The organism is Catellatospora sp. NPDC049111 (genome assembly GCF_040648615.1).
In the GTDB taxonomy this organism is placed as follows: domain Bacteria; phylum Actinomycetota; class Actinomycetes; order Mycobacteriales; family Micromonosporaceae; genus Catellatospora; species Catellatospora aurea.
In genome coordinates, this window is the sequence record NZ_JBEZEB010000026.1 from 86,039 (window position 1) to 108,668 (window position 22,630).

The window sequence follows — 22,630 nt, forward strand, 5'->3', positions numbered from 1 at the left end:
GCGGGCGAGTGGTCAGCGACGACGAACAGGGGCTGGCGCTGTGGATCGAGGCGGGTTCACAGGTCATGCGGCGAGTTGACGGCACTGGACAGCCGACCCGGCAGCTGTCCCTGCTCAAGTCGCTGCGGATGACGACGATGCTCAGCCCGGGTACCTGGCAGCCTTTCCGGACTCTGATGCTGATGCCGCCTGGCGCGGCCCACTGCGTCTGGTGGAGCTGGCGACCTGACGGCACGTTCGAAGGCTGGTATGTCAACCTCGAGCGTCCGGTCACCCGGTGGGCCGGCGGGGTCGACGTCTACGACCAGGAACTCGACCTGCTGGTCTATCCGGACGGCCGGTGGTCATGGAAGGACGAGGACGCGTTCGCCGAGTACACCGGCCATCCGGCGTTCTGGGATGAAGCCGAGGCCGCTGAGGTCCGCGACGAGGGGGAACGGCTGCTTGCCCTCGCCCGCGCCGGGGCCGCGCCGTTCGACGGCCGATGGATGGACTTCCAGCCGGATCCGGCGTGGGGGCTGACATCGATGCCGCACTGGTGGGAGTTGCCGGCGGACGCGACCCACTGGAGTCCCGAGTATTTCAGGCAGTGACGGGTCCGAGGGCGACGACGCCGACTAGGCATCCGCCCACTATGGACATCCGAGGACGTTCCGTCGCCGCGAGCCACCACCAGTCATGAAGCCTTGCCAAGCACGCTCTCAGTCCCTTCCGATTACGGCACCTGCCGCGAGGGGGCCGTCAAGCCCGAGGTGCGCATGGAGGCGTGTCGTGAGCGGCGCGAACTCGGGCGGCGTCGGGCGAGTGGTGACCATGTAGAGGGTCAGCCGGCCGGTCACCGCCGCGGCCGTCACCCGCTCGCCGGGGGCGGCGTACGCCAGGGCGAGTCCGCGTGGCAGCACCGCCGGGCAGCCGAGCTTGCGGGCCAGCCGCACCGCCGTCTCCGCGGTTGCCGCCGTGCGGGGCTTGCCGCCGAGTTCGGACAGCCTGCGGTGCAGCGCCTCGGTGGACATGTCGTAGGTGTAGGTGACGACCGTGCGGCCCGCGAACGGGTGACGGCCCCGGCCGATGGTGACACCGGGCGGGATGAGCACGGCCAACCGGTCGACGGCCACCGGGACCGCGCCGACGGTCGCGGGCAGCCGCAGCTGGTTGGCGATCGCGACGAACGCGGCGTCCAGGGAGCCTTCACCGACCCACGCGACGAGCCGGTCGCCGTGGTCGACGACCTGGGTGACGGCGGCATCGGCGACGAGGTCGTCCAGGGCCGGGAACAGCCACGGCGCGAGGCTGCCGAAGGTGCCGACGGTCAGCGTGCGCGACTGCGCGGCCGCGCGGGTCCGGTCGAAGATCGCCTCCAGGTGGCCGAGCACGTGGGTCGCCTCGTGGCACAGCGCGCGGCCCGCGGCGGTCGGGCGTGCCCCGGTGGTGTCGCGGTCGAACAGGCGCTCGCCGATACGGCGTTCCAGGGCGGCGAGGCGGTTGCTGGCGGCCGGTTGGCTGATCATCAGTTCGCGCCCGGCGGCACCGAGCGAGCCGTGCCTGGCCACGGCCTCGATCAGGCGCAGGTCGTCCACCGACGGCAATGAGCTCATATGCACAGCTTATGAGCGCCGGTCACGGATCGCCGCCTACCGTCGAGCCGGGCCCGGTTCGAAGATCGAATACATGAACCCCCGCCGTGACATCGCCGCGATGCTGACCACCACCTTGATCACTTGGACGGGGCAGCGGGCCACCGCCGTCGCCCTGCCGCTGGTCGCCCTGGCCGAGACCGGTTCGGTCTGGACCACGGGCCTGGTCGGCGGTGCGGTCGGGCTGCCGGTGCTGACCTCGGCGTGGTGGGCGCGTCGACTGCGCCAGCGCCTGACCGGCGGCCGCGCGCTGGCCTGCGTGCTCGCGGTGCAGGTGGTCGGCCTGCTCGTGGTGCCCGTCGGGGTCGCGATGGGCGGGATCTCGGCAGCCCATCTCGCGGCCGCCGGGCTGATCACCGGCTGCGCGACCGCGCTGAGCGGGCCCGCCCAGCGGGCGCTGCTGGCCGACCTCGGCGACCGGGTCGGGCCGGACACTGCGACGAAGGCGCTGGCCTGGCAGGACTTCGTGCACCGGGTGACGATGATCTTCGCGCCGCCGCTGGCCGGGTGGGCCGTGGCCCAGGGCGCCACCATGCCCCTGCTGTGGGCCGAAGCCGCGGGCGTCGCCGTCGCCGCGCTGCTCATGCTCGGCGTACGCGGCACCGCGGCACCCACGGCCGACGCCGACCCCGCGCCACCGCTGCGCGACGTGCTGCGCCGGCACCGCGACATCCGCATCGGCGTCACCATGTCGGCCGTCGGCGGGCTGGTGTGGTTCGCGTTCACGCTCGGGCTGGCCATCCTCGGCGCGCAGACCGCCCGGCCCGGGGTGCTGGTGTCGGCCGCGCTGACCGGCTACGGGCTCGGCTCGCTGGCCGGAGCGCTGCTGGCACCCACCCTGGTGCCGAGGCTGCCGATGCTGGCCACGATGGCTACCGGCTGGGCGGCGCTGGGCGCCACATTCCTGGTGCTGCCCGCCCTGACCGGGTCGCTGACCCTGCTCGGGTGCGCGGCGGCGGCCGGCGGGTTCTTCATGCCGCTGGGCATCGGCGCACTGAACCGGCTCATCAGCACCACCACCGAAGGGGCCGACCGCCGGGCGGCGTTCGCCGCCGAAAGCCTGCTGCACGACGGCGCGGTCTCCACCGGGCTGCTGCTCGGCGGCGCGGTCATCGGCCTGGCCGGGGCGGGCCCGACGCTGGTCGCCGCCGGGGCGGTGCAGGTAGGCGTGGCAGTGCTGGCCCTGCCCCGCCGACCGCGCTTGTTCCGGGCCGCCACGTCGCCGGCAAACAATGATCGAATAAGCAAGGACCGATACCCTGGGGGTATCGGTTAGGCGATCTGCCGGCGGAGCCAGTTCGGGTCGGGGTTGACATGCGAGCTGCCGCCGATGACCACGGTCGGCACCGTCTCGTCGCCGCCCGTGATGGCCCGCACCGCGGCCGCGCCGTCCGGGTCGCGCCAGATGTCGACCCAGTGCGCCCGCCGCGCCCCGGACGGGCCGAGCCGGGCCCGCAGGCGCAGGCAGAACGGGCAGCCCGGCCGCCAGTACACGATGGGTTTGCCGTCCTCGGCGGCGCGGCGCTGCGCTTCGGCGGCCTCGATCGACCGGGGGAAGGCCAGCGGCGACTGCGTGACGGCGAGCAGGCCGAACAGCAGCCCGAGCACCGCCCCGGCGACCGGGGACCCGGTGACGAACTGCCGTGCCGCTATCGCCGCGCCGGTGACCGCGATCAGCAGCGGGACCATCCATCTACGCACCATGCGGCCGACGCTATCGGTCACGGCCCGCGCCGGATAACCCTCGTTCGGTCGACTCGCGGCGATCACCGCGTGACCTGGCACACGCCAACCCATTGATGGGTGACCATGTACACGGCATGATCTGCCCATGGACAGTCGTGAGAGTGGACGCTCCATCGAGCAGGCCGTGGCCGCAGCGGGCCTGGGCGAGCTGCACGGCCGTTACCGGCCCGCGGTGGCCGCGGAGATCGCCATCGCCGTGTGCTGCGCCGCGCTGGGACTCGTCCTGCTGGCGGCCGGCGCCGCGGACGGCGCGGGCGCGGTGGTCGCGATCGGCGCGGGCGTGCTCGCGCTCGCGGCGATCAGCGGCCTGGTCACCTGGCGCAAAGCCAATACGTGGCGTCACCTTTACACCGGCGGGACTCTGACCGTGGACCCCCAGGGGACGGTCACCTCGGTGGTGTCCTGGCACGACGTGGCGCACCTGCGGTACTGGACCAGGGTCACCAACCTGGGCACCGCATACGTCGAGGTGCCGATGTGCCGCCTGGACCTGAACAACGGCGAGGTCGTCGACCTGGGCAAGCCGCGCTACAAGGAGTTACCGGAAATCGTGTCGATCGTGGACGCGAACATCTCCGCGATCAAACTCCCTCTCAAAATCGAGGAGCTGCGCAGCACGGGGTCAGCGGCCTTCGGGCCGATCACGCTGGCCGCCGAGGGGGTGCGCTGGCGCGAGTCGCTGGTGCCGTGGCACGCCGTCACCAGGGTAGAGGCCGCCAAGACCCGCCTGAAGATCTGGACCGACGGCAACCGGCCGGTCGTCTCGCAGCTGCTCAGCGCGGTTCCCGAACTCACCGTGCTGATCCACATGTTCGGGCACTGGCAGGAGCTGCGGCCGGACCGACCCGGCACCCAGGCCGAGCCCGAGCAGAAGTCCTGATCGCACGCAGCAGAACACGAGCACGAACATTCGAACGCGGCGCACCGTCGCGATCGCCGCACGATTATGTCCGGTGATCACCGCCGCTTCACGCGGCCGCCACGCGTCCGTCGCCGCAACGACAGGGAACGCCCGCACGCTGCTGGCGATCCCGTCAGGAGGCGTGATGAAGACAGCGAACCTGATCGTCAACCCGGGCGCCGACGTCGGCACCGGCGGCGCCGGCACGCCGACCCCGGTGATCCCCGGATGGACCACCATCGAAGGCGTCGCGGCCGTCATCGCGTACGGCAGCAGCGGCTACCCGAGCGCGTCCAGCCCCGGGCCGACCGATCGCGGCGCGAACTTCCTCGGCGGCGGCGACTCGCCGCGCACCCGGCTCACGCAGCAGATCACGCTGCCGATGACGGCGCAGATCGACGCGGGCGCGGCGCTGTTCGACATCGGCGGCTGGCTGGGCGGCTACGCGGGCCAGGACGACGGCGTACGCCTGTCGGTCGAGTTCCTCGACGCCGCCGCCCGCCCACTCGGCGTGGTCGTGCTCGGCCCGGTCACCGCCGCCGAACGCGCGAACACGACCGGCCTGCTGCGCCGCGCCCAGACCGGCACCGTGCCGCCGGGCAGCCGCACCGCCCGGGTGCTGCTGCTGTTCACCCGCGACGGCAACGTCTCCAACGACGGCTACGCCGACAGCCTCTGGCTCATCCTGTCCACACCGGACGTGAACCTGCTCGTCAACCCGGGCGGTGACAGCGGGCCCGGCGGCAGCGGCGGCGCGACCGCGTCGATCCCCGGCTGGACGCACCTGGAGGGCGGCACCGCCGTCATCGCGTACGGCACCAGCGGCTACCCGACCGCGACGAGCCCCGGACCGGGCGACCGCGGCGCCAACTTCCTCGGCGGCGGCACCTCGGCCCGCAGCCGGATCGGGCAGAGCGTGACGCTGCCCGGCACCGCCGCGATCGACGCCGGCACCGCCCGCTACGACGTCGCTGCCTGGCTCGGCGGGTACGCCGACCAGAACGACACCGCGCAGCTGTCCGTGGCGTTCCGCAACGCGGCCGGGCAGACCCTGGCCACGGTGGTGCTCGGCCCGGTCACCGCCGCGCAGCGCGCGAACACCACCGGGATGCTGTCGCGCACCGCCGCCGGCACCGTGCCCGTGGGCAGCCGCACCGCGCAGGTCGAGCTGCTGTTCGTGCGCTCCGGCGGCACCTCCAACGACGGTTACGCCGACTCCCTGTCCCTGAGCATCACCGGAGGAGCCTGATGGCCCTGCACCGCCGCCAACTGCTGCAGGCCGCCGTCGGCGCGGGCGCGCTGGCCAGCGCGTGGCCGCTGGCCCGGGAACTCGGCCCGCAGGCCGCCTACGCCGCCGCGGCGGCACTGGGCGCGAGCTGGGATCCGGCCCCGTTCACCCTCGGCGTCGGCTCCGGCGACCCGCTGCCGACCAGCGTCGTGCTGTGGACCCGGCTGGCCCCGGACCCCCTGGCCGACGTGCAGCCGCTGCCCGACATCGTGCAGGTCGACTGGAGCGTCGCCACCGACGCGACGATGTCCAACGTGGTCGCGTCCGGGTCGGTCGCCGCGTCGGTGCTGCTCGGGCACAGCGTGCACGTCGTCGTCGACGGGCTGAGCGCCGGGCAGCGCTACCACTACCGGTTCCGGGCGCTGGGGCAGTACAGCCGGGTCGGGCGCACCAAGACCGCCCCGGTCGGCGCGGTCAACCTGGTCCGCTTCGCGTCGCTGAACTGCCAGAACTACCAGTCCGGCGAGTACCCGGGGATGCGTGACATCGCCGCGGACACCAACCTGGACTTCGTGGTGCACCTCGGCGACTACGTGTACGAGGGCTCGGAGCTGGGCACCGCGTACACCCTGACCGACTACCGCAAGCTGCACGCGCTGTACAAGGGGGACCCGCTGCTGCGCGACGTGCACGCCGCGCACCCGTTCTACCTGACCTGGGACGACCACGAGGTCGTCAACGACTACACCGGTTCGCGGGGCGCGGCGAGTTTCGTGGCCCGCCGCTCGGCGGCCTACCAGGGCTGGTACGAGCACCTGCCGCTGCGGCTGGAGGGCTCCGACACGGCGCTGCCCGACCCGCGGATCTACCGCCACCGCAGGTGGGGCGATCTGTTGGAGCTGGTCATCCTCGACCTGCGGCAGTACCGGACCGAGCAGAACCTGACCGGCGGGTCGATCCTGGGCGCGGCGCAGAAGCAGTGGGTCAAGGACCGGATCTCCCAGCGCAGCGGCGGCTGGCACTGCTGGGTCAACTCGATCTTCCTGAGCCAGCAGCGCAACCCCGACGGCGGCTACCTGTTCACCGACCAGTGGGACGGCTTCCGGGCCGAGCGCACGGAACTGCTCACCTACGCCCAGCAGCAGGGCATCGCCGACTTCGTGACGATCACCGGCGACTGGCACAGCGCGTTCGTGCAGGACGTGCGCCCCGACTTCGACAACCTGGCCGCGCCGGTCATCGGCACCGAGTTCGTGGCGCACTCGACGACCTCGGGGGCGTACTCGGCGAGCTGGAACGCGACCAACGGGCCGCGGCTCGGGCAGGTCAACCCGCACCTGCAGTACTTCGAGGGAAACCGGTACGGCTACGACCTGTACGAGGTGACCCCGCAGCGCTGGACGACCCGGCTGCGGGTGGTCAGCGACCGCGCGAACCCGAACGCCGCGGTCAGCACCCTCACCAGCTGGCACGTCGACCGGGGCCGCGCCGGGGCGTACGAGGACCCGGCGACCAAGGGCTCCGCCGCCCAGTACCGCCGCACCCCGTGACCTGCGGATCCGGCCAAGCTTGACAACGTACAACCGATTGGTTGTATATTCGAGAGGTGGCCGAGCCCAGCGAGGATCAAGCAGACGCCTTCTTCCACGCCCTGGCCGACCGGACCCGGCGCGACATCATGCGCCGCGTCCTGGCCGGGCAGCACTCGGTCTCCGCACTCGCGGCGAAGTACGACATGAGCTTCGCGGCGGTGCAGAAACACGTCGCCGTGCTGGAGAAGGCCGGCCTGCTCACCAAGCTGCGCAGCGGACGCGAGCAGCTGGTCAGCGGTGACGTGGCGGCGGTGCGCTCGGTGGCGTCCATGCTCGCCGAGCTGGAGCAGGTCTGGCGCGGCCGCATCGCCCGCATCGACGAACTCATCGCATCCGATACCGGCCAGGAGGACTGACCCATGCCCGTGACCGACGTCCAGCACGACCTCGACAACCTGACGCTGACCATCACCGCCGACTTCGCCGCCCCGGTGGCACGCGTCTGGCAGGTCTACGCCGACCCGCGCCAGCTGGAGAAGGTGTGGGGCCCACCGACCTACCCGGCGACCGTCGTCGAGCACGACCTGCGGCCCGGCGGCCGGGTCACCTACTACATGACCGGCCCCGAGGGCGACAAGCACGCCGGGTACTGGCTGGTCACCGCCGTGAACGAACCGTCGGACTTCTCCTTCGAGGACGGCTTCGCCGACCTGGACTTCACCCCGAACCCGGACCTGCCCGTGTCCCAGAACGTGTACACCTTCACCGCCCACGACGGCGGCACCCGCGCGACCTACGTGGGCACCTACCAGTCCGCAGAGGCGCTGCAGCAGGTGCTCGACATGGGCGTCGTCGAAGGCGCGTCCCTGGCGATCAACCAGATCGACGAGCTGATCGCGGCCTGAGCGCCGGATGTAACCCGCAGGACCGAGCGGCTCCGCGTGAGCGGCTCGGTCCTGCTGCTCTACGCTTCCGCCCATGTTCGCGGGCCTGGACGACATCGACTGGGAATCACTGACGCACGCCTACGGCTCCGCCGCGGACGTGCCCGACTGGCTGCGCGGCCTGGCCGACCCCGATCCGGCGGTCCGGGAGCAGTCCCTCGACGCCATGTACGGCGCGGTCCACCACCAGGGCGACGTCTACGACTCCACGGTCGCCGCGGTGCCGTTCCTGATCGAGGCCCTGACCGCGCCGGACCTGCCCGGCCGGGCCGGCATCGCCGAACTGCTCACCAGCATCGCCGACATCGACGGCTGGCAGGACGCAGCCGAACTGGACGAAGACGGATTAGAGATGCTCCGCGAGGCCACCCGCGCCAACGCGCTCGCCTGCGCCGCAGGGCCGGCCCTGGCCCGTCTCGTCGACGACCCCGACCCGGCGGTGCGGGCCGCCGCGCCGAAGCTGCTCGTCACCGTGGCCGCCACCATCCCGGACCTCGCCGCGCTGCTCATCAGCCTGCTCCGCACCGAGGACGACGCCGAGGCGCGCGGAGGACTGTTCGACGCCCTGGGCAGCCTCCCACCCGATGACGACACGATCGGCGAGCTGCTCGCCCTGGCCCGGTCCACACCGGCGTCCACGGCCCTGACCGCCCTGATCGCGGTGGCCCGCAGCGACCCGCACCGGGCTCCGCTGGACGGCGTCGCCGGACTCATCGACCGCGCCTACGCCGAGCAGGGGCCCGCCGTCGAGCCCGCCGGCTTCCAGACCGACACCCTGGTAGGCGCGATCCGGGTGATGCAGGAACAGGAGCAGCAGGGCCGCCGCGCGCCGCACTGCACCCGCCTGATCGAGGAACTGACCGATCCGCTCGGCCCGCGCGTGGCCGAACGGATCGCCATCGTCACGCCGCTGCTCGCGTCGCCGCACGACGACGTCGCCGGTGACGCGCTGTTCGCGGCGAACAAGCTGATCGATCGATGGCGTGGCGACTACCACGAGACGGTGACCCGGATCGCCGGACTCATCGACCGGTCCCCGCACCTGGCCCAGCGTGCCGCGGGCATGCTCAACAACTGGGGGCCGGTCGCCGCCCCCGCCGCCGGCGCGGCCGCCGGGCGTCTGGCCGCCCTCGACGCCCTCCCCTGGCGGGATGGACTGCCGGAATGGACCGTCCGGTACTCGCGCGATCTGCCCGGGCTGCACCCGTACGTCGAAATCCTCGCCGGGCTCGGCGACGAACGAGCGCTGCCGCTGCTGCTGACCGCGCTACGGCTGCCGCGGCGACCGCAGCCCACCGGATACCAGCTCGCCCACTATCCCGCGCACGCCGACCGGATCACCGCCGAAATCGTGCGGGTCTTCCCCGTGCTCTCGCCCGGCGACGAGACACCCCTCGAGTGGTACGGCTTCCAGACGGCGTTGCGGGCCTTCGGCCCCGCTGCCGCTCCCGCTGTCCCCCGCCTGCTCGCCTCGCCACTACGGGACTGGACCGCGGGCACACTCGGCCGGATCGGCCCGGCCGCGGCCGAGGCCCTACCCGCCCTCCGGGTGGCCGCGGCGAGCGACGATCCCCGGCTGGCCGTCGCGGCAGCCGGGGCGCTGTGGCACATCGACCGGTCGCCGGACACACTGGCACTGCTGACCGCCCAGCTGGACGGCCCGGCGGCCGGCGCGGCGTTCGAGGCGATCACTGAGATGGGACTCGCCGCCGCCACGGCCGCTCCGCTGATCGCGACCTACCTCGACGCGCCACCGGACCGGCACTGGTGGACGCCCGCACGAGCCGCTCTCGCGTGGTGGCGGCTGACCGGTGACGCCGAGCGGGTGGCGCCGGTGTTGACCGCCGCCTGGCACGGCAATCCGCAGACCCGCACGAAGATCGCGAGGGCGGCCACCGGTGCGCTGGCGGCCTTGCTGGAGCCGCTGTTCCGCGCCGAGCTCGAATCGAACCGAAGGCACAACGCCAGGGAGAACTCCTGGTCGAGCGGCCAGGTCACCGAGGACGAGCAGCTGCTGGGCCTATGCCGGGCAGTGGCCGGAAAGTCGACCTGATCGCCGCGGCGGCGGCCGTCGGGCGGCGCGTTCAGCCGAGCCGGGCGATGAACTTGACCTCGACCACCTGACCCGGGATCGCCAGCGCTGTCGTGCCGACCGTCGTATTGGCCACCTGCGGTTTGGCGTCCGCCCCGTAGAACTCGTCGCGGACCTCCTTCATCACGGCCAGAGCCGCCTGGATGTCGATGGCGAACACGACCTCCTCGACGACGTTGTCGAAGGTGCACCCGAAGTGTTCGAGGATCGTGCGGGCGTTGCGGTACGCCTGCGTCAGCTGGGCCTTCATCACCGCGTGCTCGACGGACTGCCGCCCGTCCGGCGCGGGCGACACCATGGTGCCGTCGGCCTCGTGGCCGAGTTGCCCCGAGATGTAGATCGTGTCGCCGACCTGCACCGCCTGGGCGTAACCGGCCGCCTTCTCCCACGGCACGCCCAGGTCGAAGGTCGATTTCTGAACACCCATCACAACCTCCTGGCCATCGTTCAAGAAAGTAATATATCGGACCAATCATCCAGTCGTGCCCGCATTGCCTGCGCCACCCTCGACCCGCTCCGCCCGCGCATCCGAGCCATCTGCCTGGTCAGCCGGCGTCGGCGCTCGCGGGGCAGCGAGCGGCAACGCGGTCAGCCACGATCCTGAGTGGACAGATGGTGAAGAACTTCGGCCAGTCGCTGTACGAGTTCGCCGTCGAGCGGGAGACCGTCGCGCCGCTGGGCATCCGGTATGTGCAGGCCGACCTGTGCGCTCTGCCCGACCTCGGCGCACCGTTCGATGCCGTCGTCGCCAGCATGGTCCTGCCCGCCATCCCGGACTGGACCGGCGTCATGCGGGCGTGCGTGGACGCGCTCAAACCCGGGCTGTTCGTGTTCACCGTCAACCACCCGTGCTTCGAGCAGCTGTGGCCGAGCTGGCGCGAGCACGGCGAGTACCGCACCCGCCGCTATCTCGCCGAGTACGAGATCCCCGGTCCCAGCGGCGTCGACTTTCACCGCACCATCGCGACCTACCTCAACCAGCTCGTCAGGCTGGGCTGCCAGGTCGCCGAGATCGCCGAACCCGGTCTCGACGCGGGTCCTAACCGATCGGCACCCCTAGCCCCCCGGTCTACTCCCGACCCACCCAGGTAGCGACACAGACCTCGTTGCCTTCCTGATCGGCCAGCACCCACCACTTCGGCGCGTGCTCGTCGGTCACCAGACGACCTCCGGCGGCGAGGGCGGCGGCGATCCGGGCCCCGGCCTGCTCGTGCGGGACGGCGATGTCGAGGTGTATGCGGTTGCGCTGCGGGCGCGGGTTGTCCATGCCCTGGAATCCGATACCCGGGCCACGACCTCGCGGGTCGAACAGGTAGTCGTCGCCGATCTGGCCATAGCCCAGCACCGCGCGCCAGAACGGCAGCACCTCCGCGCCGACGAGTGCGTCCATCGTGACGTTGACCAGCTGGACGGCGGCCGGATCCGCGACCAGACCCAGCTCCTTCGCGGCAGCCGAGATCCCGCGGGCCAGTGCGATGTCGCGGACCGTCATGCTCACGGTGACGCCCGCCTGCCGCAGATCGACCCTGAGCTGCTGTTCGGCAGGACCAGCGAGCCGGCCGATCTCGCCGACGAGCGCGATTCCCTCGGCAAGCGAAGCGGTCCGGAAGTGGGCCGACACCAGGTGGTACAGGACGCGCCAGTCCTCGACACCGTCAGCCGCGTGAAACTGCGCGGCGGTGATCCGCTCGGTCATGGGGCCAAGCTAACACCGAGCGGCACCCGGAACGCACGCCTACCGAGTAGGGTCGGCCCGTGCTGAACCCCCCACGCTGGCGCCTGCTGGACGAGGAAACCGGCGCCGACCTCACCGACTGCGCCGACATCGACGGGCTCTTCGTCGACCGTGTGTTCCCGCCGGAGCCGCTGTACGAGCGCTACACCCTGGTGAGCTGTGCACCGTCCGGGCCGCTGCGCGCCGCGATCGACGGCACAGGGCCGGGGTGGTTCGGCAATTTCCTCCTCGTGGGCGCGCACGTCGCGGGCCGGCCGGTGAGCGAACGCTGCGAAGATCAGTGCCCCGGATGCTACGAATTCATGGAAGAACTGCTCGACGTCCGGGTCGTCGGCCACCGGCCCGCCGCTGACGGGTCCGGCCTGCTCGACATCGATCTGGAAGGCCACCGCCGGGACGAAGAGAACAACCTCCGCGGCTCCGTCGCGCCTACTGTCTTCGGCTACCAGTTGACCGCCTGGTCCGCGGCGGAAGAGACCCCGCTCGGTGAATGCCGGAACATCACGGGCCTGTTCCACGAACGGCCGGAGATCTGGCCACCGGGTCCGCCGGTGACCCTGGTGGGTTGCCGCCCCGGGCTCGCCGGATCATTCCGCGCCGAACTGGCCCACTTACGCGCCGACGGCGTGGTCCACAAGATGGGCTGGGGAAAGCGGGTGTTCGGAACCGTCGTGGAGACCCGCCCGTCCACTGTCGGCGACGGCCTCGTCGACATCGCCTTGGACGCGCGGATCCCGGAGCCGTTTGCGGCCAACGAACGCCCGCTCTGGGACATGTGGCGCGCCGAAGGCCCGGCCGAGCCGAACCAGTGGGCGACGCTCGACCGCAGCCACCGCTACCTCTGGGTGCGCGCTGCCGCCGTCCACCGCGACCACGGCCCGGACAAGCCCGCGGACACGGTCTACCACCTGGACGGACGCCACGTCACCGACTATGACGCGTTCTACTGCGCGATCGGTGAGGCGGTCAACGGCCCCGGCGGCTGGTTCGGCGGTGACCTGTTCTGGCTCCACGACGTCGCCGCCGGTGGCGGCGGCGGCGCGACCCCCGGCTTCCGCCTGATCTGGCACGACTCCGAGGTCGCGCGCACCCACCTGGTTCCCGGCTACGACCGCATGAGCTGGCTTCCCGCCATCACCTTCGACGACCTGGTCCGATACCTCACGGCGGACGGCGTCCGGCTCGAACTACGCTGACTCGGCACCACCGGCGGCTCGAGGCAGGTCGCGTACCAGCTTGGCCACCATCTCGGTGTCCTGGTTGTTGCCCACGAACTCCGAGAACCCGCCGCCCGCGAAGGTCCAGCCGCCCTCGGCGACGATCGTCCTGAGCTTGTCCACGGGTATCCGGACGGCCGCCGCGGGCATCCTCCACTCCCCCACGACGACCTGTTCGACCCGCTCGGCGAGCGCATCGAGGCTGGCGAAATCGTCCGGCTCGGCATCGTCGGCCTGGAACCAGTCACCTTCGGACGCCACCCGCAGCAGCGTCGCCTCGGCCGCCTCCGGACCGTCGATGTCTTCCTCGATCCAGTCGTGTTCGAAGTAGGAGAAGCGGAGGAGGATGCTCTGCTCAGGCATCCTTGAATGGTACAAACGCCCAGGACGGCGGCGGAGCCGCTCAGCGGTTCCATGGCCAGGTCGCGGCGGCGGCCGGGAAACGGCGCAGATATTCCCCGTCCAGTTCGTCCAGGCGGATCTGCAACATGGCCCGGTCGCGTGGTATGCCGCGCTTGATGACGGTGCGGCCGACAGCGTGGGTCGTGGCCAGTTCCACCCGCAGCTCCGCGTCGCTGAGCTGCGCGGCCGGAGGGTAGGGGCGCACATCCTGCCGCGGCGACAGCGCGGTGGTCATGCCAGTTGCTCGACTCTGCTCGGCGACGATCACCCGAAGGCTTTTCCCCGGCCGGCTCCGGCTAAACCCCGACCCGGCCGCGGCGTCATGGCCCGGCCGGTGGTATCGATGCCAGGACCTGGCCTTCGCCGTCGCCGGGGTTCGCGGCGCTCGGCGACGGCTCGACGGGGGACGGCGGGGGCTCCTGAGACGACGGTGCGGTAGTCGGCGCCTGCGGCGAGGCGGCAGGACTTGTCTGTTCGCCCGGTAGCACCGGGCCGCCCGAGCCTGGCGCGACCGGCCCGGTCGCGCCGCTGGCGGCGGGCGCCGGAAGCCGGCTGCCTGAGGTGCTCAGCAACGTCGGCACGCAGGGCTTTCCGGCCAGTGTGAAGGCTGTGGGCAGCGGGTTGCTGCCGGCGTAGGCACCGCCGACCAGCATGACCGCCGACCTGCCGGGCTCTACGGTGCCCACCGTGTCGTTGGTGGCGGTGCGGTCGCGCTGCGCCCAGCCGTACGCGGCGTCGATGCGCTGGCCAGCCGGCACGGTGAACGCGACGGGCCCGGACACGGGTGTGTCCGTGGTGTTCGTGACGGTGAGGTTGGCCCGGTAGCGGCCCGCGTCGTCGGACAGCAGCCGGTACACCGCAGTGCAGGCGGCGGGGCTGGCCTGCGGCGCCGGCGGCGCCGCACTGAACTGCGGCGGCTCGGTCCGCGTGGCCACTGCCCAGACGACGCCGGCCCCGGCGAGCACGGCCGCGGCCGCCGCGGCGGTCAGGAACCGGCGGCGTCGGCGGGTGCCGGCCGGTCGCCACGGCAGGATGTGCGTGACCGCCTCGTCGTCGGCGGCCGGGACGGCGACGATGGCCGGGACCTCCTCGGGGGTGTGCGCGCGCAACGTCGCGGCGAGCTCGGCGGCGGAGGGCCGCCGGTCCGGCTGCTCGGACAGGCACGCGGCCACCGCTGCCGCGAGCTGCGGCGGCAGACCGGGCACGGCCGGCAGCGGCGTCGGCGGGCGGAGCAGCGGCGCGGTCATCAGCGCGACGGCGTTGTCCGCCCGCCACGGCAAGGTGCCGGCCAGCATCCGGTACAGCAGCACCCCGAGGGCGTAGACGTCGGCAGCGGGCTGCACGAGCCGGCCGTCGAGGCGTTCGGGTGACACGTACGCGGGTGTGCCGATGAGCTGGCCGTCGGCGTCGTACTCGTTGCTGCCCGGCGGGGCGCACAGCTCGAAGTCGATGATCTTCACCCCACCGGCGGGGAGCAGGACGTTGCCTGGGGCTATGTCACGGTGGACGATGCCCCGCGCGTGGGCGGCGGCGAGCCCGTCGGCGATCTGCGCGCCCACCTGAGCCGCCTGTTCCCACGGCAGTCTGATCTGCTCGGTCAGCACCTGCTTGAGCGCAATGCCGTCGATGAGTTCCATCACCAGGTACGCCGCGCTCAACCGGCGACCCTGGTGGACGAGCCCGTAGTCGTAGACGTCCGCGAGGTTCGGGTGGCGCAACCGGGCCAGAGCCTGGGCTTCGACCTGTAGCCGGTGCAGCGCCGCCTCGTCGTCGAGCAGATCGGTCTTGAGGAGTTTGACGGCGACCATACGTCCCAGCCGCTCGTCTCGGGCGTGCCAGACGGTGGCGCTGCCGCCGCGTCCCGCCGGTTCGGTCAGCAGGTAACGGCCCTCCAGCATGGCGCCTGCTTGCCACGGCGACGCTGCGGTGGTGGTCATGGGTGCCCTCCTTGCGGATACAGCGCGCCGATACCCCGCGGCCGGGCGCAGAAACCGGCCTGGATCGCCTGAAGCGGCTCTGAGCTGCACGGAAGGCCGCATACCAAGCAATGACACCTGTTGCAGCGGTGACGCTGATACGCCGCCCGTACCGAAATCTCTGCCGAGAAGGGCTTGACCTTGCCCCTGGGTCAACCCTCGACGATGGTCGGCATGAACGAGATGACGCAGGTCAACGACAAGATCACCGCTTTCCGCGAGGCGACCGGCGTGCCCGGCTACCTGATCGGCGTGTACCACGGCGGCCGGCGAACGGTGCTGGCTCAGGGAACAGCCAACCTGGCCACCGGTGCGCCGATGCGGGACGACACCGGGTTCCTGTTCGGATCCATCACCAAGGTCATGACAACGATGCTGGTGCTGCAGCAGGTGGACCGGGGACTGCTCGACCTGGACGCGCCGGTGGTCCGCTACCTGCCGGAGTTCCGGCTTACCACGCCCGGCGCCGACCGGATCCTGATCCGGCACCTGGTGACCCACACCAGCGGCATCGACGCCGACCTGTACTTCCCGGTCGCCGAAGGCCCAGGCGCGCTGGAGACCTACGTCGACGGGCTCGGCCGGCAGTGCGGGGCCCTGTTCGAGCCGGGCACGCTGATCAGCTACTCCAACGGCGGCATGATGATCGCCGGGCGGCTGCTGGAGGCGGTCACCGGCCTGCCCTACCACGAGCTGCTCGAACGGGAGATGTTCCAGGGCGTCGGCATGCACGGGTCGGCGACGTCGGCCCGGCAGGCGATCCTGCGCAGCACCGCGATCGGGCACTTCGCCGACCCCGCGACCGGCCGGGTGCGCCCGACCGGCATGTTCATGCTCCCCGACACCTGGGCGCCGGCCGGCGGCACCCCGATCGGCACGATCGACGACCTGCTCGCCCTGGGCCGCACCCACCTCGGCGGCAGCGTCGCACCGTCGGGGACGCGGGTCCTGTCAACGGAGGCGACCGCGCTGATGCGAACCGTGTCGCACGACATGGGCACCCCCAACGTGCCGCCGGTCGGCATGGGCTGGCTGCTGACGCCGTACGGCGGCACGACCGTGCTGTCCATGTCGGGGGCGTCGCCCGGCGGGGTGGCGGTGCTCGCGGTGGCCCCCGAACTCGACCTGGTGGTCGCGGCGTACGGCAACGACCCGCGTGCCCTGGCCCTGCACGACGAACTGCTGCCGTGGCTGGTGCGGCAGCTCTCGGCGAATCCGGAGCCGCCCGTGCCCCCGCTGGCCCCGGCACAGGCCGACCTCGCCCGCTACGCCGGCACGTACCGCTCCGACCAGCTGCGCGTCGACGTGCGCGTGGTGGACGGCGGATTGGAGGAGCACCTCACCTACGAGCCCGCCGACGCCGTCCAGGAGCAGGTGTTCACCGGGTTCGTGGGCGGCCCGTTCGAGGTGCCGCCGCTACGCTACGAACCGGTCGGCGACGGCCTGTTCGCCCCGGCCGGCCTGCCGCTGGACACCCTCGACGGATACGCCCGCCAGCTGCTCGTCTCCTACCACGGCGACGGCGACGACGGCCCCACGCACCGCTGCGCCGGCGGCCGGATGACCCGCCGGGTCACCACCACGACCCTCTGACAGGATGACCCCATGATCGACGAGCTGGCCGACGGCGAGGCACGAAACCTGCTGACCATCGGCCAGCTCGCCGACTACGCCGGAGTGACGATCAAGGCCGTCCGCCACTACCACGAACGCGACCTGCTGCCGGAGCCGTCCCGCGACGGTTCCGGCTACCGGCGCTACGGCGCACGCCACGCCGTCCAGCTCATCAAAATCAAGACCCTGGCCGAGGCCGGTGTGCCGCTCGCCCGGGTCAGGGAGCTGCTCGCCGCCGACCCGGCCGCGTTCACCGAGGCGATCGGCGAGGTCGAGCGCGACGTCCGCGACCACATCGACCGGCTGCACCGCACCCTCGACCGCATCGCCCGGCTGCGCGCAGGCGACCGGCTGTTCGTATCCGAACAGGTCGCCGACTACCTCGACCGCCTGCGCGCACTGGGTGTCGGCGAGCGCACGGTCCACCTCGAACGCGACCTGTGGATCATGATGCAGGCGCTGTCGCCGCAGACCGCCGACGGCTGGCTCACCGACAAGCTGGACGCCCTCGACGACCCCCAGTTCCAGGACATCTACCGCGACTACGACGCCGCCTACGGCTGGTCGCCCGACGACCCGCGCCTACCGGAGCTGGCCCGCCGGTCCCGGCGCTGGTACGACAGCCGCCAGCCGACTGCCGAAGCCGGTCTCGACAGCGACCCGGAGATCGTCGCGCTGGCCGCCGCGGCCGCCGCGGCGGCGTCGCCGGCCTGGGCCCGGCTGGGACAGCTGACACAGCAGGCCGACGGCCCGCTGTAGACCGCGGGCCACCTGCCTGTCCGTTGCCCGACGTCAAGGCGGCTGCTTAGGTGGAACCCATGCGGGCGGCATCGTCATGAGGGTGATCGTCCTCGGGGGGACCTGGTTCGTCGGGCGGGCCGTCGTCGCAGCGCTGGTGGCGGACGGTCACACGCCACTGGTGGTCCATCGAGGACATGCCGAGCCGACCGGCCTCGCCGACGCCGAACATCTTCACGCGGAGCGCCGGTCCTGGCCGGCTCACCGGGACGCCTTCGCGGCATTCGAGGCGGACGCGGCGATCGACGTCTCGGCCGAGAACGGGGCAGGCGCGCGAGCGGCGCTGGATGCTCTGCCCGCGGGCATCCGGCTCGTCGCCCTGTCCAGCATCGATGTCTACCGGGCCTACGAAGGGATGCTGGCTCGCCGGTACACCGACGCCGTCCCGCTGACCGAGGGCTCGGCGCTGCGCACCGCCCGCCATGTGGAGGGGCCGCACTGGGAGAACCTCGAACTGGAGGAGCAGTACCTCGCCGCCGGCGCCACGGTCCTGCGTCTCGGCGCGGTCTACGGAGAGCATGACTACCAGCGTCGCTTCGAGCCGGTCCTGCGGCGCATCAGAGCCGGACGCGCGCAACTGCCGGTCGGCGCGGGCAACTTCCTGTTCAGCCGCGTCTACGTGAGAGACGTCGCGCAAGCAGTGCTCGCTGCCCTCGCCTCGGAGCATGCGCGTGGCGAGTGTTTCAACATCGTCGAAGCGCAGACCGCTCCGATGGGTCTGCTCTACGAACAGATCATCGCCGCGGCCGGTGCCGATCTCGAACTGGTCCGCGTCGGCGACGAGGTGCTGCCCACAGATCTTCGCGCTGGCGGATTCATCGGCCAGCACGTCCTTGCCGGCGCGCAGAAAGCGCGCGAAGTGCTCGGGTGGCGGGACACCGACCCACACGCAGCGCTACGACGCTCCGTACGATGGCATGTCGAGCACCCGCCGCAGAACTGGGACACCGACTTCTCGGCCGACGACGCGGCGCTGCGTACGGCCTGAACGGGCCCGGTTCGGCTATTCCAGATGGCGGGCTGCGGGCGCGAGCCGGTCGATCTCGGCCAGGACGTGGTCGGCGAGCGGCCGGACCCCGGCGAACAGGTCGTCGTCCCAGCTCTCCTCGGCCTGCCCGAGGTAGATGGCCTTCGCGTGGGCCAGCACCGGCTGGTGTTCGGCCGGCAGGTGCGCGATCGCCCAGTCGGCGGCGGCGTCTTTGGAACGGACCTCGCCGGTGGCGAGCGTGACCCAGATCCGGGCGAAGGTGAGCAGGACGTTGCGGGTGTCGTCGGCGAGGTCGGCGAGTAGGCCGGGAATCCCGGCGACGATCGCGCACCGCAGATCGGCGGGCGGCACCGGGTCGAGCAGGTCGGCCGGCGGTGGCCCGAACAGCGCGGTGTCGCCGGCCAGCGCCATCGTGAGCAGCGGAGCGAGGTCGGGGCTGGGCTCGGGCTGGGGTACCTCTCCGCGCTCGTATTGCTCGCGTAGCCATTCCCCGTACAGGAAGTCGCAGGTCGGCGGGTATCGCCACGGGCGGACGTCGTCCTGGACGACGATGATCAGTTCGACGGGCCGGTCGGGTCCGCGCCGCGCGCGGCGTCCCGAGATGTCCAGCAGTCCGTCGATGATGCGGTGCCGCTGCTCGGTAGTCGCGCTACGGCGGGACACCGCGAGCACGTCGACGTCGCTTCGCGGCCGCAGGCCGCCGAGCACGGCGGAGCCGTGGAGGTACGCGCCGATCAGGTCCTCGCCCAGGACCGTGCGGACCAGCGAGACTACGTCGTGGGTCTGCTGACTGATCATGATCGGGCATGCTAATCGGCCCGGGATGGCCCCGACACCGGATTACCCACGCGTCCGGCAGCCCCCGTCATCGCGAATCGTGCAGGCGACGCGGCCGACACACCTACTCCGCTGCATCAATCGTCCGGTCCGGATTCACCGAATCACCATTGGCGGCCGCCTTTCGTGCGGCCCGGATGGCTTTCTCGACCGCCGGGTGCGGCAGGTCGGCCGGTCCCGACGTGTGGTCGTACACAAAACGTGGTCGGCGCTGGACGGCGGGTGACGACTCCCGGAAGGGTATGGGTTGCGCCCATTCCCCCGCCGGGTCCTTTGTGGTCCGACGCGTGCCACCGCACCCGTCCCTCCACAACGGAGCCGGGCCATCCGCGCTCAACGGAGTTGTGCATGCCCCGTCGAACGACCCTGACCCGTGGCGCCCTCGCAGCGCTCGCCGCGGTCGCCCTCACCGCCGCCGGACTCGGCTCCGCCGCACCGGCATTCGCCGCCCCTAACCACACCACCGTGGTCGCGGCAGTGCCGTCAGCGGCTTCGCCGGACATCAAGAACGGCACCGTGTACGCGATCCACGACGCCGGCACGAAGATCATCGCGGCGGGTGACTTCACCACCGTCCGCAACCGCGGCACCGAAGTGGACATCACCCGCAACTACATCCTCGCCTTCGACAAGGCCACCGGCACGGTCGACACCGCGTTCGTCCCGACCGTCAGCGACGAGGTCGCCGCGGTCATCGCCGGCCCCACCGCGGGCACGGTCTTCATCGCCGGCAAGTTCAACACCGTCAACGGCGTGACCCGGCGCAAGGTGGCCCTGCTCAACGTCAGCACCGGCGCGCTGGTCACCAGCTTCGCCGGCCCGGCGTTCAACGGCGCGGTCAAGGACCTCGCCCTGGCCGGCAGCAGGCTGCTCGTCGGCGGCATCTTCACCAACGCCGGCAACGCCAGCCTCGCCCGCGGCGGCCTCGCCTCGGTGAACGCGAGCACCGGCGCGCTGGACAGCTACCTGACCACGGCCCTGACCGAGAACCACAACTACGACGGCGTCAGCGGGGCGAGCGCCGGAGTCGGCGCGAGCAAACTGGCCCTGAACCCCAACGGCCAGCAGCTCGTCGTGGTCGGCAACTTCAAGAAGGCCGGCGGTGTGCTCCACGACCAGATCGTGAAGCTCGACCTGGGCGTGAGCTCGGCGAGCATCGCCGACTGGAACACCACCCGGTACACCCCGCGCTGTGCCTGGTGGGCGTTCGACTCCTACATGCGCGACCTGGCGTACTCCCCGGACGGCAGCTACTTCGTCGTCGTGACGACCGGCGCGCCGAACTCCGGCACGCTCTGCGACGCCGCTGCCCGCTGGGAGAACGCCGCCACAGGCGAGGACCTCCAGCCGACCTGGGTCGACTACGCGGGAGGCGACACCCTGCTGTCGGTCGGCATCACCGAGCAGGCCGTGTACGTCGGCGGCCACATCCGCTGGATGAACAACAGCTTCGGCGGCGACTCCGCCGGGCCCGGATCGGTCGGCCGGGCCAGCATCGCCGCGCTCGACCCGCTCAGCGGCCTCCCGCTGTCCTGGAACCCGGGCCGCCACCCGCGCGGCGTCGGCGTAGCCGAGATCCTGGCGACCTCGGACGGTCTCTGGCTGGGCTCGGACACCCCGTGGATCGGCAACTACCAGTACCGCCGCGAGCGGATCGCGTTCTTCCCGCTCGCCGGCGGCAACGCCCCGCACCCGACCACCACGGCCACGCTGCCCGGCAACGTGTACCAGGCGGGCGTCCCGGTGCCGACCAACGTGCTCTACCGGGTCAACGCGGGCGGTTCGGCGATCGCCGCGACGGACAACGGGCCGGACTGGGCCGGTGACGACGGCGGCAGCCCCAGCCCGTACCACAACGCGGTCAGCAACACCGCCGGCTACGGCACCGTGCCCAGTGTGGACAGCACCGTCCCGGCCGGGACGCCGACCGCGCTGTACTCGTCCGAGCGCTGGGACCCGGGTTCGGCTCCCGAGATGAGCTGGCAGTTCCCGGTGACCGTCGGCACCGAGGTCGAGGTCCGGCTGTACCTGGCCAACCGGTACGGCGGCACCGCGTCGGCCGGCTCGCGGGTCTTCAACGTGACGCTGGACGGAGCCACCGTGCTGGCGAACCTGGACCTGTCCGGCTCCGTCGGGCACGACGTCGGCACGATGCGCTCGTTCACCGTCGTCAGCGACGGCACGGTGGACATCGGCTTCGGGCACGTCGTCGAGAATCCGCTGATCAACGGCATCGAGATCGTCAAGACCGGGCCGCCGCCGGCCGGCAACGGCGACGAGGTGCAGGTCCGGTCGTACGACGGCGCGACCACGGTCGGCGCGGCGAGCGCGGTGGCCAACCCGGACAGCACCGCCTGGTCGACGGCCCGTGGCGGCTTCTGGGTGGGCGGCACGCTGTTCTACGGCATGAGCGGCTCGCTGTGGCGGCGTACCTTCAACGGCTCGACGTTCGGCACGGCGACCCTGGTGGACCCGTACCACGACGCTTACTGGGACACCGTGGAGACGGACTCCGGCGACTCCACCTACGCCGGGGTGGCCTCGAACTTCTACGCCGAGATCCCGAACGTGACCGCGATGTTCTACACCGCGGGCCGGCTGTACTACACCCTGTCCGGGCAGAGCGGCCTGTACTGGCGCTGGTTCACCCCCGACAGCGGGGTCGTCGGCGCGGACAAGTTCACCGTCGCCGGGGTGAGCGGCATGGCCGACGCGGGCGGCCTGTTCCTGTCCGGCACCACCCTCTACGAGGTCAACCGGAGCATCGGGACCATCGCCTCCACCGCCTGGAACGGCGGGGCGCCGACCGGCTCCTTCACCGTGCTCAGCGGCCCGTCCCTGGACGGGGCCGACTGGCGGGCGAAGGTGGTCTTCGTCGGCCCGTAAGGGCCGTCGCCGCGGGTGTGCGGGCCCGCAACGGGTGGGTCGGGCCCCGGCACCCCCCCTCCCCGGGAGCCGGTAACACCAGCATTGACCCCAGGGGCAG

22 protein-coding genes are annotated in these 22,630 nt (G+C 71.8%); 14 read left to right on the plus strand and 8 right to left on the minus strand.

The window, feature by feature from the left end:
* Nucleotides 1-8 precede the first annotated feature (8 nt).
* On the plus strand, nucleotides 9-593 hold the full coding sequence (locus tag AB0B66_RS28770; RefSeq protein ID WP_360535809.1) for a DUF402 domain-containing protein: 585 nt from the start codon (nucleotides 9-11) through the stop codon (nucleotides 591-593).
* Nucleotides 594-701: 108 nt separating this feature from the next.
* Here the strand turns inward: AB0B66_RS28770 and AB0B66_RS28775 are convergent, their stop codons facing one another.
* Nucleotides 702-1,595: a LysR family transcriptional regulator gene (locus AB0B66_RS28775; protein WP_360535811.1), complete on the minus strand. Its 894-nt coding sequence runs from the start codon at nucleotides 1,593-1,595 to the stop codon at nucleotides 702-704.
* Between the two features lie 73 nt (nucleotides 1,596-1,668).
* Here AB0B66_RS28775 and AB0B66_RS28780 point away from each other — a divergent pair, with 73 nt between their 5' ends.
* Nucleotides 1,669-2,910 (plus strand): MFS transporter, encoded by a 1,242-nt coding sequence (locus tag AB0B66_RS28780; RefSeq protein ID WP_360535813.1) that lies wholly within the window; start codon nucleotides 1,669-1,671, stop codon nucleotides 2,908-2,910.
* Here the strand turns inward: AB0B66_RS28780 and AB0B66_RS28785 are convergent.
* A complete protein-coding gene (locus AB0B66_RS28785; RefSeq protein ID WP_360535815.1) occupies nucleotides 2,907-3,338 on the minus strand; it encodes a glutaredoxin domain-containing protein in 432 nt (143 codons plus the stop codon). The two genes, AB0B66_RS28780 and AB0B66_RS28785, sit on opposite strands and share 4 nt — an antisense overlap.
* A gap of 127 nt (nucleotides 3,339-3,465) precedes the next feature.
* Here AB0B66_RS28785 and AB0B66_RS28790 point away from each other — a divergent pair, with 127 nt between their 5' ends.
* The 6 genes from AB0B66_RS28790 to AB0B66_RS28815 all read left to right on the plus strand — a co-directional run bounded on the left by AB0B66_RS28790 (nucleotide 3,466) and on the right by AB0B66_RS28815 (nucleotide 10,038).
* The gene (locus AB0B66_RS28790; RefSeq protein ID WP_360535817.1) at nucleotides 3,466-4,260 is read left to right on the plus strand and encodes a DUF6585 family protein; all 795 of its coding nucleotides are present in this window, start codon (nucleotides 3,466-3,468) and stop codon (nucleotides 4,258-4,260) included.
* Between the two features lie 166 nt (nucleotides 4,261-4,426).
* Nucleotides 4,427-5,530 (plus strand): hypothetical protein, encoded by a 1,104-nt coding sequence (locus tag AB0B66_RS28795; protein ID WP_360535819.1) that lies wholly within the window; start codon nucleotides 4,427-4,429, stop codon nucleotides 5,528-5,530.
* On the plus strand, nucleotides 5,530-7,059 hold the full coding sequence (locus AB0B66_RS28800; protein ID WP_360535821.1) for an alkaline phosphatase D family protein: 1,530 nt from the start codon (nucleotides 5,530-5,532) through the stop codon (nucleotides 7,057-7,059). The genes AB0B66_RS28795 and AB0B66_RS28800 overlap by 1 nt, the downstream gene beginning before the upstream one ends.
* A 56-nt stretch (nucleotides 7,060-7,115) precedes the next feature.
* Nucleotides 7,116-7,457 (plus strand): metalloregulator ArsR/SmtB family transcription factor, encoded by a 342-nt coding sequence (locus AB0B66_RS28805; protein ID WP_360535823.1) that lies wholly within the window; start codon nucleotides 7,116-7,118, stop codon nucleotides 7,455-7,457.
* A gap of 3 nt (nucleotides 7,458-7,460) precedes the next feature.
* Complete coding sequence (locus AB0B66_RS28810; RefSeq protein WP_360535825.1) at nucleotides 7,461-7,946, plus strand: SRPBCC domain-containing protein; 486 nt, start codon at nucleotides 7,461-7,463, stop codon at nucleotides 7,944-7,946.
* A 73-nt stretch (nucleotides 7,947-8,019) separates the two neighbouring features.
* Nucleotides 8,020-10,038 carry a hypothetical protein gene (locus AB0B66_RS28815; RefSeq protein WP_360535827.1) on the plus strand — a complete coding sequence of 673 codons (2,019 nt, stop codon included), beginning with the start codon at nucleotides 8,020-8,022 and terminating at the stop codon, nucleotides 10,036-10,038.
* Nucleotides 10,039-10,069: 31 nt separating this feature from the next.
* Here the strand turns inward: AB0B66_RS28815 and AB0B66_RS28820 are convergent, their stop codons facing one another.
* A complete protein-coding gene (locus AB0B66_RS28820; protein ID WP_360535829.1) occupies nucleotides 10,070-10,504 on the minus strand; it encodes a Rid family hydrolase in 435 nt (144 codons plus the stop codon).
* Between the two features lie 185 nt (nucleotides 10,505-10,689).
* On the opposite strand from AB0B66_RS28820, the gene AB0B66_RS28825 reads away from it, so the two are divergent.
* Nucleotides 10,690-11,169, plus strand: coding sequence for a class I SAM-dependent methyltransferase (locus AB0B66_RS28825; protein ID WP_360535831.1), 480 nt, complete (start codon nucleotides 10,690-10,692; stop codon nucleotides 11,167-11,169).
* Here the strand turns inward: AB0B66_RS28825 and AB0B66_RS28830 are convergent.
* Complete coding sequence (locus tag AB0B66_RS28830) at nucleotides 11,147-11,773, minus strand: VOC family protein (RefSeq protein ID WP_360535833.1); 627 nt, start codon at nucleotides 11,771-11,773, stop codon at nucleotides 11,147-11,149. The genes AB0B66_RS28825 and AB0B66_RS28830 overlap by 23 nt on opposite strands.
* A gap of 59 nt (nucleotides 11,774-11,832) precedes the next feature.
* Between AB0B66_RS28830 and AB0B66_RS28835 the strand changes: the two genes are divergently transcribed.
* The gene (locus tag AB0B66_RS28835) at nucleotides 11,833-13,008 is read left to right on the plus strand and encodes a hypothetical protein (protein WP_360535835.1); all 1,176 of its coding nucleotides are present in this window, start codon (nucleotides 11,833-11,835) and stop codon (nucleotides 13,006-13,008) included.
* Here the strand turns inward: AB0B66_RS28835 and AB0B66_RS28840 are convergent.
* The 3 genes from AB0B66_RS28840 to AB0B66_RS28850 form a co-directional block, all read right to left on the minus strand.
* Nucleotides 13,000-13,392, minus strand: coding sequence for a hypothetical protein (locus tag AB0B66_RS28840; RefSeq protein WP_360535837.1), 393 nt, complete (start codon nucleotides 13,390-13,392; stop codon nucleotides 13,000-13,002). The two genes, AB0B66_RS28835 and AB0B66_RS28840, sit on opposite strands and share 9 nt — an antisense overlap.
* Nucleotides 13,393-13,432: 40 nt before the next feature.
* The gene (locus AB0B66_RS28845) at nucleotides 13,433-13,666 is read right to left on the minus strand and encodes a DUF6158 family protein (RefSeq protein WP_360535839.1); all 234 of its coding nucleotides are present in this window, start codon (nucleotides 13,664-13,666) and stop codon (nucleotides 13,433-13,435) included.
* 85 nt (nucleotides 13,667-13,751) lie between these two features.
* Nucleotides 13,752-15,368: a serine/threonine-protein kinase gene (locus AB0B66_RS28850; RefSeq protein ID WP_360535841.1), complete on the minus strand. Its 1,617-nt coding sequence runs from the start codon at nucleotides 15,366-15,368 to the stop codon at nucleotides 13,752-13,754.
* 213 nt (nucleotides 15,369-15,581) lie between these two features.
* Between AB0B66_RS28850 and AB0B66_RS28855 the strand changes: the two genes are divergently transcribed.
* The 3 genes from AB0B66_RS28855 (at nucleotide 15,582) to AB0B66_RS28865 (ending at nucleotide 18,807) form a co-directional block, all read left to right on the plus strand.
* Entirely contained in the window at nucleotides 15,582-17,000 is a 1,419-nt protein-coding gene (locus AB0B66_RS28855; protein ID WP_360535843.1) for a serine hydrolase domain-containing protein, read from the plus strand.
* 12 nt (nucleotides 17,001-17,012) lie between these two features.
* Entirely contained in the window at nucleotides 17,013-17,780 is a 768-nt protein-coding gene (locus AB0B66_RS28860) for a MerR family transcriptional regulator (RefSeq protein ID WP_360535845.1), read from the plus strand.
* A gap of 82 nt (nucleotides 17,781-17,862) precedes the next feature.
* Complete coding sequence (locus AB0B66_RS28865) at nucleotides 17,863-18,807, plus strand: NAD-dependent epimerase/dehydratase family protein (RefSeq protein WP_360535847.1); 945 nt, start codon at nucleotides 17,863-17,865, stop codon at nucleotides 18,805-18,807.
* 15 nt (nucleotides 18,808-18,822) lie between these two features.
* Here the strand turns inward: AB0B66_RS28865 and AB0B66_RS28870 are convergent, their stop codons facing one another.
* Nucleotides 18,823-19,605: an aminoglycoside adenylyltransferase family protein gene (locus AB0B66_RS28870; protein WP_360535849.1), complete on the minus strand. Its 783-nt coding sequence runs from the start codon at nucleotides 19,603-19,605 to the stop codon at nucleotides 18,823-18,825.
* Between the two features lie 387 nt (nucleotides 19,606-19,992).
* Here AB0B66_RS28870 and AB0B66_RS28875 point away from each other — a divergent pair, with 387 nt between their 5' ends.
* Nucleotides 19,993-22,530, plus strand: a complete 2,538-nt coding sequence (locus tag AB0B66_RS28875) for a malectin domain-containing carbohydrate-binding protein (protein ID WP_360535851.1) — start codon at nucleotides 19,993-19,995, stop codon at nucleotides 22,528-22,530.
* Nucleotides 22,531-22,630 lie beyond the last annotated feature (100 nt).

Bases quoted from the DNA above. Each gene is read 5' to 3' on its own strand.
- AB0B66_RS28775 (WP_360535811.1), bottom strand. From the start codon at position 1,595: ATGAGCTCATTGCCGTCGGTGGACGACCTGCGCCTGATCGAGGCCGTG.
- AB0B66_RS28800 (WP_360535821.1), top strand. From the start codon at position 5,530: ATGGCCCTGCACCGCCGCCAACTGCTGCAGGCCGCCGTCGGCGCGGGC.
- AB0B66_RS28795 (WP_360535819.1), top strand. From the start codon at position 4,427: ATGAAGACAGCGAACCTGATCGTCAACCCGGGCGCCGACGTCGGCACC.
- AB0B66_RS28855 (WP_360535843.1), top strand. From the start codon at position 15,582: ATGAACGAGATGACGCAGGTCAACGACAAGATCACCGCTTTCCGCGAG.
- AB0B66_RS28780 (WP_360535813.1), top strand. From the start codon at position 1,669: ATGAACCCCCGCCGTGACATCGCCGCGATGCTGACCACCACCTTGATC.
- AB0B66_RS28850 (WP_360535841.1), bottom strand. From the start codon at position 15,368: ATGACCACCACCGCAGCGTCGCCGTGGCAAGCAGGCGCCATGCTGGAG.
- AB0B66_RS28790 (WP_360535817.1), top strand. From the start codon at position 3,466: ATGGACAGTCGTGAGAGTGGACGCTCCATCGAGCAGGCCGTGGCCGCA.
- AB0B66_RS28860 (WP_360535845.1), top strand. From the start codon at position 17,013: ATGATCGACGAGCTGGCCGACGGCGAGGCACGAAACCTGCTGACCATC.
- AB0B66_RS28820 (WP_360535829.1), bottom strand. From the start codon at position 10,504: ATGGGTGTTCAGAAATCGACCTTCGACCTGGGCGTGCCGTGGGAGAAG.
- AB0B66_RS28785 (WP_360535815.1), bottom strand. From the start codon at position 3,338: ATGGTGCGTAGATGGATGGTCCCGCTGCTGATCGCGGTCACCGGCGCG.
- AB0B66_RS28810 (WP_360535825.1), top strand. From the start codon at position 7,461: ATGCCCGTGACCGACGTCCAGCACGACCTCGACAACCTGACGCTGACC.
- AB0B66_RS28870 (WP_360535849.1), bottom strand. From the start codon at position 19,605: ATGATCAGTCAGCAGACCCACGACGTAGTCTCGCTGGTCCGCACGGTC.
- AB0B66_RS28840 (WP_360535837.1), bottom strand. From the start codon at position 13,392: ATGCCTGAGCAGAGCATCCTCCTCCGCTTCTCCTACTTCGAACACGAC.
- AB0B66_RS28815 (WP_360535827.1), top strand. From the start codon at position 8,020: ATGTTCGCGGGCCTGGACGACATCGACTGGGAATCACTGACGCACGCC.
- AB0B66_RS28825 (WP_360535831.1), top strand. From the start codon at position 10,690: ATGGTGAAGAACTTCGGCCAGTCGCTGTACGAGTTCGCCGTCGAGCGG.
- AB0B66_RS28875 (WP_360535851.1), top strand. From the start codon at position 19,993: ATGCCCCGTCGAACGACCCTGACCCGTGGCGCCCTCGCAGCGCTCGCC.
- AB0B66_RS28845 (WP_360535839.1), bottom strand. From the start codon at position 13,666: ATGACCACCGCGCTGTCGCCGCGGCAGGATGTGCGCCCCTACCCTCCG.
- AB0B66_RS28830 (WP_360535833.1), bottom strand. From the start codon at position 11,773: ATGACCGAGCGGATCACCGCCGCGCAGTTTCACGCGGCTGACGGTGTC.